Source organism: Catalinimonas alkaloidigena (assembly GCF_029504655.1).
GTDB lineage: Bacteria > Bacteroidota > Bacteroidia > Cytophagales > Cyclobacteriaceae > Catalinimonas > Catalinimonas alkaloidigena.
In genome coordinates this window covers 1,412,308-1,427,125 of record NZ_JAQFIL010000001.1, presented here as the reverse complement: position 1 = coordinate 1,427,125, position 14,818 = coordinate 1,412,308, and the positions used below count along the sequence as shown (strand labels likewise).

The following is a 14,818-nucleotide window of genomic DNA, read 5'->3' as shown; positions in this document are numbered from 1 at the left end:
TTTCAGAGATATGGCGGGTTTTCCTCATTATTTTGATCAGGACATTGCCTCACCGTTATTTCCATTGCTGTAGCCTGTCCAGATAAAGATAAGATTCTACAAATTTTCTATGAGACTGATCCGTCAGCTTTTCCAACAGCTCCAGGGAAGAGATATAACTGGCTAAATTACCATTCGCCGATAGAAATTTACCGTCTTCTACATAGCTCACTGATAAGTCATCCTGAACTTTTAACGCTGGATAATTCTCCTGCAATTCCTTTCCTCCTCCTATCCAGGTTACGATCTTCTTCCCATCTGCAATCCCTGACGCACCTATCAACTGGGCACCGGCGCAATTACTTACCGTATAGGTTGTATACTGATTTTGCGCTTTAATAAATGTAAGGATTTCTTCATTTCGCACCAGTGAATGCATATCGTAGGCACTGGGTACAAAGAGCACATCCAGCTGCGGTGCTTTCTCAAAAGTAAAATCCGCTTGCATCACCAAGCCTTCTTCGCTTAGGATGGGAGCATCGGTCGGGGCTATGGTGATGACATTAAAAAGCTGTTCACCCTCTACAGAAGGCTTGGAAAACACATCCAGGGGAGCTGTAACTTCAGTGGTAAGTACCCCCTCATACATCAACAAGCCAATTACGGGCAGGCCTTTCTTTATTACTTTCTGCTTAGCGTCAATACTGCCAGAATGTGTTTCTTTAATTTCTACACTACAGGCACACATACACAAGAGTGAAGCAATAAGGATATATACCGTTCTCATAAGGACCAAAACTTAGTCTGCTATTGGCTTGTGTGTACTGATAGCTAGCCTGTTCCAGGCATTAATAGTTGTAATAGCCATAATGGCCTGTGCTAAGTAATGCTCCCCAAGCAATTCAACTGCCTTTTTGTACGTCTCAGAAGATAAGCCTCTCTGGTGAATCAGGGTCACTTCTTCAGTAAGCTGCAAAAGACATTTTTCTTCCTCAGTAAAAAGCCCGGCTTCTCTCCAGGCATCTAAGAGGAATATCCTTTGGGCGCTCTCTCCGTATCTGAGCGCATCCTGGCTATGCATATTGATGCAAAAAGCACAGCCATTGAGCTGGGAAGCCCTAATTTTGATGAGTTCTTTATGGGCTCTGCTCAGCTGACTTTTTTGCAGGTATTGTTCCAATGCGAACATGGCCTTATAAGCTTCAGGCTCTAATGCATCTATTTGAATTCTCTTTTCCATTTGCTTGATAGGTTTGATATGAAGCAAAGGTAAAGGGCAGCGACTCCAATAAAATTAAGCTGGTTTAAGATCGTTTCTTTTTTCTCAGTTCGCTCACATATTCAGGCGTGAGCCCCAGGTAGGTGGCAATCATATACTGGGGGACACGCTGTACAAATTCCGGAAACTGTTCACTGAAGGAAAAGAATATTTCTTCTTTGGAATAGTCAAACTGATATTTTACCCGCATAATGGAAGCACCATAGGCAATCTGGTATACCTGCCTGAAATATGACTCCAGCTGGGGAAAGGCTGTTAATAGCTGGTTCTGCTTATCGTAGTCAAGGCAAAGCAGTTCACTGGCTTCTGCTGCCTGGATATAAAAACCCGTCTTTTGCTGATGCTGATAGGCCAGGTAATCAGACATCCACCAGTTTTCAATCGCAAACTGAATGTTTTTTTCTACTCCCTTATCATTGATAAAATACATATGAAGACAACCTTTTAACACAAAGAAACATTGTCTGCATACTGAAGCTGCTTCCATGAGCATTTCCTTTTTGTCCACTTCTTTGTATTGAAAATAGGAAAGGGCTTCCGTAAAATCATCTTTGTCAAAAGCCATGAACTTATTGATATGCTGGAAGAATCGGTCTTTCATGTGAAGTTCAATTATCGTCAAATTCAGGTCAAACACAGCCATTAGCAGTAGATAGCGCGGCTTAGAAATAGATAGCATGCAACTCCTCTATTGCCTCCTGTTTTTAATGCATAGTACAAAAGCCTCAGCATGTATTAATTCTCCCGATGGAAATTTTGCACATTTTCATGTATCAAATTCTCCCCCTCAACTTTGACTGCCGACACGTTTTTGAGCCATATATTTTTTACGGGTAGTTCTTCCTGTGCCAGAATTCTGGAGATAAATGTCACATCTTTAGAGGCTACATTAGTCAGGTATATGTCTGAGATAGGCGTAAGGCGCCGCTCATAGGTCGGTACAAGGTCTCTCCACTGGTATAGCACATCCGTTTCTATCCCCAGTATGCCTGCGTCAATCTTACCTGACTTGATATTGCTTACGTGAATATTCTTGACATAGCCTCCCCTACGCTCGTTGGTTTTGATGAATAACAAATGGTTGAGTTGCGCTCCCTCTTCTACTTCACAGTTATCAACAAACACATTTTCAATACCGCCCGAAAGTTCACTGCCAATGGCTACCAGTTGGTGGCCGTTTTTTACCAGGCAATTTCGCATCACTATGTTTTTTGAAGGTGTATCCAGTCTCCAGGCATCCTGATTACGACCTGATTTGATTGCAATAGCGTCATCTCCCTGATCAAACACACAGTCTTCTATGAGCATATTCTGACTCATTTCAGGATCTACGCCATCATTGTTATGCCCATGCGCAAACACTTCCACGTTTCTGATCACAACATTTTTTGACAGATAAGGATGAATGACCCAAAAAGGACTGTTGGTGATCTTGATACCTTCCAGCAAAATATTCTCACAGCGATTAAACTGAATAAACTGAGGCCGAAGATGAGAAGAGTCATTGACCATCAGTCTTTCTTCTACCGGAACATCTTTAGCTGCCAGATTGTAGAGCCTCTTCAGACTGTTCATATGAGCCGGAGGACGCGCAAACCACTTTTCCCATACCTCCATCTTTGCTTTTAACTCTCCCTGTCCGGTGATGGCGACATTCTCGCACTCATAGGCATAAATCAAAGGAGAATAATTATAGCACTCCATCCCTTCCCAGGTAGTATGTACAGCAGGTAAATAGTCTGCAGGCTTTTCTGAAAAAAGAAGCACTGCCCCCTCATTCAAATGCAAATTCACATTACTTTTCAGATGAATCTTTTTGGTCAGCCATTCTCCTTCAGGGACTACTACTATTCCTCCTCCCGCTTTATGGGCTTCATCTATGGCATGGGCAATGGCCTGCGAAGTCTTGTCTTTATCTCCCTGCACCGCCCCAAAATCTGTGATGGGAAAGCTTTCACTCATGCTAAAATCAGGAACTGTTATGTTTGGAACATCAAAGGGGGCCTCCACTTTGATCTCTCGCACAGGTACTGCATCTTCTTCCACCACAAAGGAAAATAGCGTGACCAAAAAAATGAATATCAAAAACAGATAGATGTATCTCATAAATTATTCTCTCGTAATTTGTTAACTGCAAAGCTAAAGGCTACTGCTTCTTATACATTTAGGCGCTGTCTACCTTTCAATAGCATTTTTGCTTAGCTGATTTGTGCAAGATAGAAGGTTTATACTGCCTGGGCAACATGTAGTATCTAGCACAACAAACATTGCGCTCCATAATGAAAAGTTAGCCTGTTGAAAGATACTTTGGCTATACTCTCAATCGCTTACAGCGATCAAATATAGATGAGCAAATGCTGGCGATAAGCCGATCATGTTCTCAGCAGAGACATACGAATCTGAAATAAACACTGATAGCCATATCTTTACCATTGGGGTAGGTCCGGCCTGTCATGATACCAACGCATAAACTGCTATTTTCTCTCTGAAAACCGGTTCCTTTCATGATGAGTCAATACTCTTAATAGTAGTAGTCCAAAATATACCTGCTTCAATGGCCTGCGGGAATTTATGAACTGACTACCCTGATAACGCATGGCTAAATGAATACTATCTATGCTTGAATAACAGGTCTGGGTGGACCAAGCGTGGCAACGTCCGAAGCGGAGGGGCACAGACCAGGATGGGGCTGAAGGGCCACAATTGTAAATATGCGTGCTTACCTAAAGTTGCGAGAAGTTAAAATTTTGTTTATTCGCCGCTTGTTTTGTTGCTGAAGTAAGCTAGGGTATAAGTTCATGAGAATATTTAATAGAATAGTTGTTATCCCAAATAAACTATTTACAAAAACCCAAATTACCAATCCAATTATATTTACTAACAAAAAAGCAATTAAATGACTTATTTCAGCATTCGTCATTTCTTGTTTCATGAATATCAATCCGCCTGAGGTTTTCTTTTTTAATCTCAATTTTGGATTAAATTTTGTTAAAATTGTTTTAGTCAAAAGCCATTTAAACATTTTTAAACCAATCACATTTTCCACCTTACTATTTTGTATAAAATTCAATGATTTAAAGTTTTTATACCAGCTTGTGTTTTTGGTTTTATTATTTACAATTTCTCCAACAGCCCACGATAAAAATATGATGGTCAATGAATAAAAAAAATAGTGCATTTGATCTGAATTTTAGGGCAGAAAGTTTTATGCTACACAATTACAAGTTCAAATAGCGCGATCTGCTCAGCAGTCATATTCGCATTTCCATGGCCTGAAAAACTACCTTCTTGGTATTGCTCATGTTCACGCTTCCACCGTCTGACCAGTTCTGTTCTAATACCAAGCTCTTCACCAACTTCCTTTGTGGACTTACCGGCAAGACAAAGTTTCACCGGGCCTCGGGGACTGCCATTAATTTGAACTCCTTGTCAAAGTTTCTTCCGCGCCGCGTCGGCTTTCTCTTTTCATTAGCAGTAAAATTAGCAATTCGTGTTTAACTTACTGTCCAATCTAATGTAGCAGGTTCAATCCATACCAAAAAGCGGCTTAACTTTTTGCCCAGCTTTTTATTGCAAGTTTAATAAGGCGCGAGATTAGCGCAGCGTAACGCGTGCATCATTCATTATGATGCTTGCTGAGCTGAGCGACAGAATACTTCACTTACTTTCCTTTTTCGGCGAGGCAGGCGTACATTTGGCTGCCATTGTATAAAGAGCGACGCTCTCCTAGCTTCACGACCCGCTCCATACCCAACAATTGTAGCAAGCTTTCCATGTGCTGAAAGTCTATGGGGTAAGGCACCCAGGGATTAGCCCTCAGGGTATCGTATTCTACTAACAGCAATTTTCCTCCCGGCCTGATATATTGCAGCAGTCGGCTGAGCAATGCTTCTTTATCTTCCATATAATGCAGCGCATTGGCCATCAGTAAGCCATCCAGAGGAGATAAATTCAATGCATCACGCTCAAAATCAGCCTGCCGAAAGACGATATTTACTTCATGATCAGGCTTGCTGATCCTTTGGCTTTGCTTATCAATGGCATAGACAGTACTCCCTTCAGCCAATAAGTGAGCGAGTGCGAGCGTAAACGTGCCGCTGCCACAGCCCAGATCTGCCCAAATGGATGGATTGGAATGGTCAATTTCCGCATCTCTTATTAAGTTGATGGCATCAGATATTTTCACACTATTTTGTTTTATGAGCTTACGACTCTGGCCAGAATTGCCCAAGTGCTGAAGGTGTAACCAACCAACGGTTCAAACAGATTCAACATCACAAAGTTAGAAAGGTATCAAAGCTAATATTCTTTCATCAGATAAACACCAGGTATAAACAAGGCATCATATACATTTACTTTCATTATGCTACTGTCATTGCTGGCTGTGGCCTGCGGACAGCGCCTGAATGAAGAAGCACAGGGCAGAGGTAGAGCTGAGCGGAGATGAGCCGGACGAAAGGCAGTTAAGTGACACGCTAAGCTATGATTATGATCCGACTGACACGCTTGCCAATATTTCTACAGAGTCCGTACCAGAGAGGCTGAAAGATCGCTTGCTGGTGGTAGTCAATGCTTATATGAATATTGGAGAAGCGCTTGCTGAAAATAATGCTGAGGCAGCGAAAGCAGAAGCCAGGGAATTGGTCAACCTTATGCAGCGGTATGAGCAGGAGAACCTGAAAATGGAAGCGCAAATAATAGATCTTTATACGAAGGCCGCACATTTCATCCGCCAAAGTCCCGAAACTATCACAAATGTAGACGGATTATCCGAGATACGAATTAGTTATTACCCCATGGCTCCCGCTGCTTACAAGATGGCTAAGGTGACAAAGTTTGAAGGCCAAAGCATCTACTACTACTATTGCCCCAATGACTTTGATTGTGATGGAGCTTAGTGGCTTAGTCGCTCTCAGAAGCTGCATAATCCTTTTGAAGTACAAAACCAATGGGGAGACATAGCAGCTACTCTCTAAGCTGTTATTTGTCATCGCTAAGTTTGGGTCTGAGAGACAATCCTCGCTTCAGTGTGTCACTGAAGCGTAAATTATAATGTCAATTCTCAGACTTGACATCATTGCAAAAGCCTCAGTATCAGACTGAAGCCAGTTGCGTATATACTTTAGGTGAGACACAGACTTTGGGTGAGTTGGGTTTTTACTACCCACCTGCAATCATATCCTCACGAATTACGTCGGCAGCGATACGACCGGAGCGCATAGCAGCATTGATTGAACCGTTGAGCAGATAATCACCGGCTGTATAGAGTCCATCTTTGAGTTTGAGCTGTTCAGCATCAACCTCGTGGGTCACACTATCCTGATTGGGCAAGGCATACTTTACTTTATAGGTTCGCAGGTGATTCCAGCTTTCGGTTTGTTCACTACCAAACCAGTCTGACAGTTCATCTTTTATGTTAAGTATCAGCTCTTCCTCAGAAGCTTTCTGATAACCGTTGATAGAAACTGAAATAAGATGTTGTCCTTCAGGGGCATAGGTAGGCGCTACCTGGCTCATCACACAGACATTATTGACCAGCTTATCGCCTGCAGCATTCAAAGCCAATATTGGCCTGGATATGGGTGGCTTGTCAGCGCTGAAGTACAGATTGGTGGTACTATGGTACTTGTTGATGACCTCCTTCTTTTCCAGGAATTTATTCACATAGCCAAGAGGGTCGGTAGCCAGAAGAATTGTCCTGGCAGAAAATATCTGCCCTGACTCAGTCGTCACCTGATTACCGCTGATATCCGTTACTTTCTGCTTACAAAGAATGTTTTCTTCACCCAGTTTAGCGGCCAACTGTTTGGGGATCATTTCCATACCCTGCGCAGGCACTGTGGCATCACCTTCGGTAAACATTTTGAATACAAAATCAAACGCTCTTCTTGAGGTAGTCAGCCCATCTTCCAGAAAGATACCCGCCATAAAAGGTTGAAAGAAATAACGTAAAATCTTTTCACTGAAGCCATACTCCTGTATGACGGCCAGCGTGCTCATCTCAGGCTGCACAAAGATCTCTTCCACACTCATCTTCTTCAGCCTTTGTGCCAGTGAAAGGATCTTGAACTTATCTCCCAGCGTGCCTACGCTTGAAAATAAAGATTTGAGGGCCAAAGACGGTTCACGTAAAGGATCCGCAACTTCAAAAGCTTTCTTATGCTTAAAGATCATAGCCCCGGGCATAAAGGACTTCAGGTCTAGTGCATCATAATCCAGCATTGCTTTGGCCTCAGGATAAGCAGTAAGAAAGACCTGAAACCCCCGATCCATCAAAAAGCCCTCAAGCTGATCGGTCCTGACACGTCCCCCTACCCTATCATCTGCCTCCAGGATTTTCACATGATAACCATAGCGCTTGAGATAATTGGCGGCAGTAAGTCCGGAAAGCCCTGCGCCAATGATTAATATATCTGTTTCAGCATTTGATTCCTTTGACATGAATTTGCTTTGGTTAATGGAATGCTAATATAAAACCAAAGCGATGAAAAGAGGCAGATGTTTATCTAAAAATAAGATTTTTGGTACTGCTTGGGCGTACAGCCATATTGTTTCTTAAAGGACCGGATGAAGTGCGAAGTGCTGTTGTAGCCCACCGCATAGCAGACATCACTTACCGCTTTATCTTCCTGTAACAGCAATTGTTTGGCGATCTGCATCCGCTTACGGTTGACAAACTCCACAGGGGATAAGCCTAATACTTTTTTGAAGTAACGATAAAAAGTAGGTTTGCTCATACAGGCTTTCTCCGCCAGTTCTTCCACACTCAAATCCTTTTCTAAGTGTTTCATGATGTAATCCACCACATGCTGCATGCGTGGCATTTCATTACTTTTTTTGCTGAGCAGGATATGCCTTGCTTTGGTTTGCATCATCAATATGATAAGTTCTTGCAGGGTATGGCTGATCAGCAGTTTGCGAGAAGTGCTGTCTAAAGTCTGAGTGTAGTAACTACATATGCGGTGTATTGCATTGTTAATTCTGGCATCTGTGACGCTTTCATACTGTAGAGAATCCTGAGTAAAGACTTCATCTTGGACCCCATGGCTTAGTTCTTCCTGCAGCTGACTCAGAGTATCGCTAATGAGTGTTTTGCCTATCTCAAGGGTAAGACAGCGGGTGGGATGATCGGGACTGGCATCGGGAAAATCTATCTGTACCAACTCCTGAGGAGCCATCACCAAAGATTCACCGGGAGTGAAGTCAAAGACATGATGCTGCTTTTGCTCACTTTCATGGATTACCTTTTTCCCATTCAGCATAAACAAAAGTACAGGATTATCCAGGCGTCCGAAGTTCACCAACTCGGCTTCCTGATATGTCTCGTAAACACACAACTCAGCCTGCTCACCACTATAAACCTTTCGGTTTTCAATAATCTGCTCAGGTTTGATCTGCTCCAAAAGTTGATCGCTCATAAAAAATACATTTAGGATAGGCTTGATACAAAATAGCTACTTTTTGATAGATTGTCAATATTAATTAAAAACGAGAATAGCTATTATTGAATTGATATTTACAACAAAAAATATTGATAAAATGATACACAATAAGCCTAAGTTCAAGGAGATGTACGACAACTTCATCGGAGGTAAGTTTGTACCTCCTGTCAAGGGAAATTACTTTGAGAATATCTCACCGGTAGATGGAAAGCCATTTACAAAGATTGCGCGTTCTACCAAAGAAGATATAGAATTGGCCCTTGATGCTGCGCATGCTGCCAAAGATTCCTGGAACAATTCTTCGGCCACAGAAAGGAGCAAGGTGCTGAACAAGATCGCCGACATCATGGAAGAGAATATGGAGATGTTGGCGGCTGTGGAAACCTGGGATAACGGTAAGGCTATACGAGAGACCCTGGCGGCTGACCTTCCTCTTGCCATTGACCATTATCGCTATTTTGCGGGTGTAATCCGCGCGGAAGAAGGCTCGCTGGCTGAACTAGATGCTAATACTGTTTCTTACAATGTAAATGAGCCACTAGGTGTTGTTGGGCAGATCATCCCCTGGAACTTTCCCCTGCTGATGGCAGCGTGGAAAATCGCTCCTGCCTTGGCGGCGGGTAACTGTACCATCGTAAAACCTGCTGAACAAACTCCCGCCGGCATCATCATGCTGATGGAACTGATTAAAGATGTAGTTCCTCCGGGTGTGCTGAATATCGTTAACGGTTTCGGCCCTGAAGCGGGTAAGCCCCTGGCCTCTTCGCCCCGTATCAACAAAGTTGCCTTTACAGGAGAAACTACTACCGGTCGTTTGATCATGCAGTATGCATCGGAAAACATCATACCTGTTACTTTGGAACTTGGTGGAAAATCCCCCAATGTGTTCTTCAAAAGTATTATGGATAAAGACGATGAGTTCTTGAACAAATGTATAGAAGGGGCTGTGATGTTTGCCCTTAACCAGGGTGAAGTGTGTACCTGCCCGTCCAGAATTCTTATAGAAGAATCTATTTACGAGCCATTTATAGAAAGAGTGATTGCTCGTACCAAGGATATCAAGATGGGTAATCCGCTGGATACTGAAACCATGATGGGAGCCCAGGCTTCTAATGATCAGTATGAGAAAATTCTTTCTTACATGAGCATCGGCAAAGAAGAAGGAGCTGAAGTACTGGCTGGTGGCGAAGCCTATAAAATGAGTGGGGATTACGCAGAAGGTTATTACATTCAGCCTACACTCTTCAAAGGGCACAATAAGATGAGAGTATTCCAGGAAGAGATTTTTGGCCCGGTCTGCTCTGTCACTACCTTCAAAGATGAGGCTGATGCCATTCAGATAGCCAATGAAACACTTTACGGCTTAGGCGCTGGCGTATGGTCACGTGATATGCACGAAGCTTTCAAAGTATCCCGGCAGATCAAGGCAGGGCGTGTTTGGGTCAACTGCTACCATGACTACCCTGCTCATGCGCCTTTTGGAGGTTATAAGAAATCAGGCATAGGTCGTGAAAATCATAAGATGATGCTGGATCATTATCGTCAGAACAAAAATATGCTGGTTTCTTACGACAAAAACCCTAAAGGTTTTTTCTAGACAAATGATCCTATCTCAAGTATTTGTATAACCGATTGATTCACTCAGTAAGTCAGGCCTAACATTAGGCTTGATTTACTGTTTTACTATTAAAGTTCTGGAAGGAAACAACAGCATTATACATTAAACCCATACAATCATGTCCCAAACGATCACTGAAAAGAAACAGGAATATGTACCCCGGGTATTGGTAAGTGATAAAGCCAAAGAGGTAATAGACGAGCTTAGAGCAGTAAATGGAGATCTGATGTTTCACCAGAGTGGTGGCTGCTGTGATGGGTCTTCTCCGATGTGTTATCAAGCTGATGAATTTAAAACCGGAGATAGTGATATCTATCTGGGCGATATATATGGCTGCAAATTCTTCATCTCTCGTGATCAGTTTGAATACTGGAAGCATACCCAACTCACCGTTGATGTTACTAAGGGCAGAGGCTCCAGCTTCTCTCTGGAAATTCCTATGGGCGTACGGTTTATCATCCGTTCCCGCTTATTTACACAGGAAGAGCTGGAAAACTTGTATCCTGTACACTAATCCATAGGGACTCACATTTTAGAAATTCTTTAGCTCATCTCTAATAAAAAAAGGGAAAATTACCAATCGTAACTCTCCCTTTTACATATCGCTTGCTAATACTTTTCTTACTCCCTTTTGATAGGGAATGTCCTGACTGTTCCCCGGTCTGTAATCACTTTTACATAAAATAGCTTTGCACTTCCTAACTTAGACTGATAAGGTTGTACATCAATATTTACAGTACTGAGCTGGTCCACATAATTTTCACTTAGTGTTCTTCCCAGATTATCCAGAATAGCATAGTATGACAGGCGTGCGCTCGGGTGCTCTATGCTTAGATTGAGTTCTGAAGCTACCGGATTGGGATAAGCCACGAGTCGCAGATTCTCGGTAGATACGTCTTCCTCACTGTCTATGACTTCAAAGAAGATGGTCAGAGAATCGCCCTGTATACCTTTAAGCCCCATAGCACTGTATGGAATAGCAGTGAGTATGTATGTTCCTACTTTGAACGGATAGGGTCTATAGTCATTATCGTCATTTCCACCGATGGCATAGGGAGCGTAATTTTCAATAGCCACTCTTTCATCATTCAAAATAAACTCAACACTTCCTACATCCTCAGGATCATCCACCAAGGCTTCAATACTAAGGGCAGGCAATGTGGCTAAATCAAGTAAGGCTCCTGACTCCAAGGTGCCAAGGCTTACATCATTACGCGCATCCCAGAGTTCAAAGTCTGTTACTGCAAAATTATTCTCCAGTTCAATAAATACAGTATGGGCTATGCCTATACTACCCAAGGCCCCTTCCCGGCCAAAGGGAACAGCGGTAATCGTATATTCACCGGGTGGTAAATCAAGCGCCTTATAATCCCCCCCCTCTTCTTCACCTAATGCGAAAGGGGCATCATTATCGACATTAAAGACCTCACCATTCACCCTAAACTCTACACTATTTACCATGCTTGAATTGACCTCCGCCTTAATATTAACATTCGGGGAAACATCTAAAGGTACTATCATACCATCCTTCAATGCGATCAGGTCCTGGTCAAGGTCACTGTCTACCAATACGAGAGCTGTTACCTCCAACTCTTCCACTACTTTAAATTCAACAGAGGTAGAGCTTCCCTGCATACCCCCGCCATCCTTCTCAGTAAAAGTCATTGCGGTTAATGTATACTCACCCGGCTCAATATCAAAAGAGGCTAAATCTCCCTTATTATCTCCACCTATGGCGTAAGGTGCATAGTTTTCTGTATGTACAAGTTCACCATTCAGGTAAAAAACAATACTACCGTTAAAGTCTTCAAATTCAGGATTGGCAACAATACTGAGATTAGGTGTGGTCAGTAAGTTAATCACCGTACCATCTTCTAATTCTTCTACCGGCTGATCCGTATCAGCATCAAATAAAGTGAAGCTGGCTACAGGAGATAGGGTAACCTCAAAAGACACGCTAAGATCGTACCCTTCCATACCTTCCGCCTTGCTTTCGGTAAAAGGTGTTGCCTTCAGTGTATACTGACCAATGGGTAAGCTACCTTCGTAGTAATCTCCATGCTTATCGTCACCATAAAGGGCATAAGGTTCAATATTTTCTATCTGATCCATCATTTCGTCACCACTCAATTCAAATAACACGCTTCTGGCGGAGGATTTACCATCAATGACATCAGCACGGATGTTAAACATGCCCCCTTCTATCTGGGAAAGCTCAATGCGATCGCCCAACTCACCTATTTCCTCCTCGGTAGTTACGTTGATCAGGGTAAATGACACTACTGATGGCAAAGGTGCTACACTGGCAATAGCTTTTCTGGCATTCACAAAACCGGCACCTGTCTTAAAATCATATCCTTCATCAAATTCTGGAGTGAAGGGGTCATCCATGTCCGTAGCGGTTTGCATCAATACCTTATTGATGTCAGTATTATGCAGACGTTCTCCATTAATATCGTTCATCAGAGCAGCCACTGCGGCTACATGGGGCGCAGAGGCAGAAGTACCTGCAAACTGAGGAAACTCATCGGGCTCTGTAGTGCCTGGTACTTCAAAGCCAATGAATAAACCGGGAAAAAAAAAGGTTGTATTGCCTGCATCCGGCCCCGTTATGTCAGGATTATTTCTTACTTGAGCCTCAATACGTTCTCCTTTAGTGTTAAAAAGTATAGGTGTACCTCCAAAAGCAGAATAGCTGTTGATAATGGGTCGGTCAATATCAGAAAAATACAACGGGTTGTTGAAGAAGAAAGACGCTCCCACTGCCACTGTATTCTCACCATTGGAGTGTCCCACGCAGGTAGATGAGAAGGTAGGGTCATCCATGATAGTTCCGCCATCAAAGCTTATATATTTAATGATATTCGGGTCTGGAGCCTCACCTGCTTCACCATCTACCCACTTCCCTATCAAAAGATACAGGCTTATCGGTTCGCTATTATTGAAACCAAATGAGGTAAATTCTATAGGGTCGCCATCCAGATTTCCAAAGAAAGAGGAAAAATCATACAAAATAGTTTCAGTATCTTCCTCTAAAGCAATGAAAACGTCCAGGTCTGAACTTGAACCTGGACATCCTTCACAAACGGAAGCGAAGGGCTCATCCCATTGCATAGCTATGGTGAATGAGTTTGAACCCGGGTCAAAAGCTATCTCCTGGAAAATATCTTCGCCTGGCCCCGGATCAAAGTCGTGGAACACATAAGTTGATGGAAATACATCTTCTCCGATTTGAAGGGGAAGCACAATTTCATCAGTTACCGGCCTGAATTCCGCCTCATAAGAATCTCTGCCAGAGTTACCTGCTGACGAAAAATAAGATACGTTTCTATCTGATACGATATCTACAGCCTGCGTAATAATACCATCCTGAAAAAAGGGCTCGGCAAAATAAAACACATCATCTACAATGATATCAGAGCCTTCATCCGCTAGATCCACTATGCCCTGAGCAAAACTTGCCTGGCCCAAAAAGGCGGTATGAAATGCTAGCTCAGCACCAGGGGCTACGTCATGGATAATTTCCATCATCGCTCTGCCTTCATCTATACCTTCACCCGGTAATAAATCCTCTAATACCTGAACAGGATGAAAATATCCATTAGGATTATTCTCACCCGGCAGATCGCCACTTTGGATGCCTGCCTCGGCGCCACCCAATGTATTATAGCTGTCAGACAATACACCAATTTTATTTCCCTCACCAGTGATTTTGTATTTGCTTTTGGCGAGGTCAGAAAACATCACCTGATCTCCCTGAGAGGTAGTGGCCCCAATATTAGTTTTAAGATAGGTAGGGCGGGCAAAACGCAAATATTTCAAGCCCTGCAACTGCTCCACTTTATCTACTGGTAATAGGCCAGAGACCATGCTCCCGAAAGAGGATTCATTTTTGATACCCAGGCTTTTCAGCTCCGATAATAACTCCTGTGTTTTACCTATAGAAACGGCTTCAATCGCGACATGCCCATCCACCAAAACCATTTTTACATTATGACTGAGCGGGCGTAGCTCTTTTGACTTTGCGTCGTCAGTAGAAGCGAGTGTTTTGGCATTACTCGGTGGTGACTGTTGGCTTTTTGGACTAAACTGCAAGGCCGGAGAAGAGGACGATACCGAACCCTCGGTATCATTAATGTTTAACAAAGCAGGGTCAATTTTATGGTACTTGCCCTTTTTAGCTTGTGCGACTGCACTGTGAGAGTAACTCACAAAAAGAATGGCTGAAGCTATGAAAAAAACATAGCAATGCCTGTAAGCATTTTTCATGGCATTTGGTTTGGTTGATAGTTGATTGATTTTTCTTAAAATAATAAACTTTAAGAAAAAACTTCTATTCACCTTACTTTTTATAGTAATATATCAGCTTATTATTTTATAACTACACTTCCTGAAAAAGTTAATTTATCTCATTCTACAACTTGTCAACCAACCAGTCCATGTATCATCATTACAATAGGCAGGAAATACTTAAGCCAACTGTGAAAAGCTGTTGCTTAA

General features: G+C 42.7%; 13 protein-coding genes. 3 read left to right on the top strand and 10 right to left on the bottom strand.

The window, feature by feature from the left end:
• Nucleotides 1-55: 55 nt before the first annotated feature.
• The 7 genes from OKW21_RS06000 to OKW21_RS05970 all read right to left on the bottom strand — a co-directional run bounded on the left by OKW21_RS06000 (nucleotide 56) and on the right by OKW21_RS05970 (nucleotide 5,444).
• Nucleotides 56-766, bottom strand: coding sequence for a DJ-1/PfpI family protein (locus tag OKW21_RS06000; RefSeq protein WP_277478260.1), 711 nt, complete (start codon nucleotides 764-766; stop codon nucleotides 56-58).
• Between the two features lie 12 nt (nucleotides 767-778).
• Nucleotides 779-1,219: a carboxymuconolactone decarboxylase family protein gene (locus OKW21_RS05995; RefSeq protein ID WP_277478258.1), complete on the bottom strand. Its 441-nt coding sequence runs from the start codon at nucleotides 1,217-1,219 to the stop codon at nucleotides 779-781.
• Between the two features lie 64 nt (nucleotides 1,220-1,283).
• Nucleotides 1,284-1,859 (bottom strand): Crp/Fnr family transcriptional regulator, encoded by a 576-nt coding sequence (locus tag OKW21_RS05990; protein ID WP_277478256.1) that lies wholly within the window; start codon nucleotides 1,857-1,859, stop codon nucleotides 1,284-1,286.
• Nucleotides 1,860-1,993: 134 nt separating this feature from the next.
• On the bottom strand, nucleotides 1,994-3,364 hold the full coding sequence (locus OKW21_RS05985; protein WP_277478255.1) for a glycoside hydrolase family 28 protein: 1,371 nt from the start codon (nucleotides 3,362-3,364) through the stop codon (nucleotides 1,994-1,996).
• A gap of 613 nt (nucleotides 3,365-3,977) precedes the next feature.
• Nucleotides 3,978-4,436, bottom strand: a complete 459-nt coding sequence (locus OKW21_RS05980) for a glycosyl-4,4'-diaponeurosporenoate acyltransferase CrtO family protein (protein WP_277478253.1) — start codon at nucleotides 4,434-4,436, stop codon at nucleotides 3,978-3,980.
• A 32-nt stretch (nucleotides 4,437-4,468) separates the two neighbouring features.
• Entirely contained in the window at nucleotides 4,469-4,651 is a 183-nt protein-coding gene (locus OKW21_RS05975; RefSeq protein WP_277478251.1) for a hypothetical protein, read from the bottom strand.
• Nucleotides 4,652-4,919: 268 nt separating this feature from the next.
• The gene (locus tag OKW21_RS05970) at nucleotides 4,920-5,444 is read right to left on the bottom strand and encodes a class I SAM-dependent methyltransferase (RefSeq protein ID WP_277478249.1); all 525 of its coding nucleotides are present in this window, start codon (nucleotides 5,442-5,444) and stop codon (nucleotides 4,920-4,922) included.
• Nucleotides 5,445-5,664: 220 nt separating this feature from the next.
• On the opposite strand from OKW21_RS05970, the gene OKW21_RS05965 reads away from it, so the two are divergent.
• Nucleotides 5,665-6,156 (top strand): DUF3347 domain-containing protein, encoded by a 492-nt coding sequence (locus OKW21_RS05965; RefSeq protein ID WP_277478247.1) that lies wholly within the window; start codon nucleotides 5,665-5,667, stop codon nucleotides 6,154-6,156.
• A 262-nt stretch (nucleotides 6,157-6,418) separates the two neighbouring features.
• Here OKW21_RS05965 and OKW21_RS05960 read toward each other — a convergent pair whose 3' ends face one another.
• On the bottom strand, nucleotides 6,419-7,699 hold the full coding sequence (locus tag OKW21_RS05960) for a protoporphyrinogen/coproporphyrinogen oxidase (protein WP_277478245.1): 1,281 nt from the start codon (nucleotides 7,697-7,699) through the stop codon (nucleotides 6,419-6,421).
• Between the two features lie 65 nt (nucleotides 7,700-7,764).
• Complete coding sequence (locus tag OKW21_RS05955) at nucleotides 7,765-8,676, bottom strand: AraC family transcriptional regulator (protein WP_277478243.1); 912 nt, start codon at nucleotides 8,674-8,676, stop codon at nucleotides 7,765-7,767.
• A gap of 121 nt (nucleotides 8,677-8,797) precedes the next feature.
• Between OKW21_RS05955 and exaC the strand changes: the two genes are divergently transcribed.
• Both exaC and OKW21_RS05945 read left to right on the top strand, forming a co-directional pair.
• A complete protein-coding gene (gene exaC / locus OKW21_RS05950; protein ID WP_277478241.1) occupies nucleotides 8,798-10,297 on the top strand; it encodes an acetaldehyde dehydrogenase ExaC in 1,500 nt (499 codons plus the stop codon).
• A 139-nt stretch (nucleotides 10,298-10,436) separates the two neighbouring features.
• The gene (locus OKW21_RS05945; protein WP_277478239.1) at nucleotides 10,437-10,832 is read left to right on the top strand and encodes a DUF779 domain-containing protein; all 396 of its coding nucleotides are present in this window, start codon (nucleotides 10,437-10,439) and stop codon (nucleotides 10,830-10,832) included.
• A 107-nt stretch (nucleotides 10,833-10,939) separates the two neighbouring features.
• On the opposite strand, the gene OKW21_RS05940 is transcribed toward OKW21_RS05945, so the two are convergent.
• The gene (locus OKW21_RS05940; protein WP_277478237.1) at nucleotides 10,940-14,587 is read right to left on the bottom strand and encodes a S8 family serine peptidase; all 3,648 of its coding nucleotides are present in this window, start codon (nucleotides 14,585-14,587) and stop codon (nucleotides 10,940-10,942) included.
• Between the last annotated feature and the right edge of the window lie 231 nt (nucleotides 14,588-14,818).

Bases quoted from the DNA above. Each gene is read 5' to 3' on its own strand.
- OKW21_RS06000 (WP_277478260.1), bottom strand. From the start codon at position 766: ATGAGAACGGTATATATCCTTATTGCTTCACTCTTGTGTATGTGTGCC.
- OKW21_RS05995 (WP_277478258.1), bottom strand. From the start codon at position 1,219: ATGGAAAAGAGAATTCAAATAGATGCATTAGAGCCTGAAGCTTATAAG.
- OKW21_RS05990 (WP_277478256.1), bottom strand. From the start codon at position 1,859: ATGAAAGACCGATTCTTCCAGCATATCAATAAGTTCATGGCTTTTGAC.
- OKW21_RS05985 (WP_277478255.1), bottom strand. From the start codon at position 3,364: ATGAGATACATCTATCTGTTTTTGATATTCATTTTTTTGGTCACGCTA.
- OKW21_RS05980 (WP_277478253.1), bottom strand. From the start codon at position 4,436: ATGCACTATTTTTTTTATTCATTGACCATCATATTTTTATCGTGGGCT.
- OKW21_RS05965 (WP_277478247.1), top strand. From the start codon at position 5,665: ATGAAGAAGCACAGGGCAGAGGTAGAGCTGAGCGGAGATGAGCCGGAC.
- OKW21_RS05960 (WP_277478245.1), bottom strand. From the start codon at position 7,699: ATGTCAAAGGAATCAAATGCTGAAACAGATATATTAATCATTGGCGCA.
- OKW21_RS05955 (WP_277478243.1), bottom strand. From the start codon at position 8,676: ATGAGCGATCAACTTTTGGAGCAGATCAAACCTGAGCAGATTATTGAA.
- exaC (WP_277478241.1), top strand. From the start codon at position 8,798: ATGATACACAATAAGCCTAAGTTCAAGGAGATGTACGACAACTTCATC.
- OKW21_RS05945 (WP_277478239.1), top strand. From the start codon at position 10,437: ATGTCCCAAACGATCACTGAAAAGAAACAGGAATATGTACCCCGGGTA.
- OKW21_RS05940 (WP_277478237.1), bottom strand. From the start codon at position 14,587: ATGAAAAATGCTTACAGGCATTGCTATGTTTTTTTCATAGCTTCAGCC.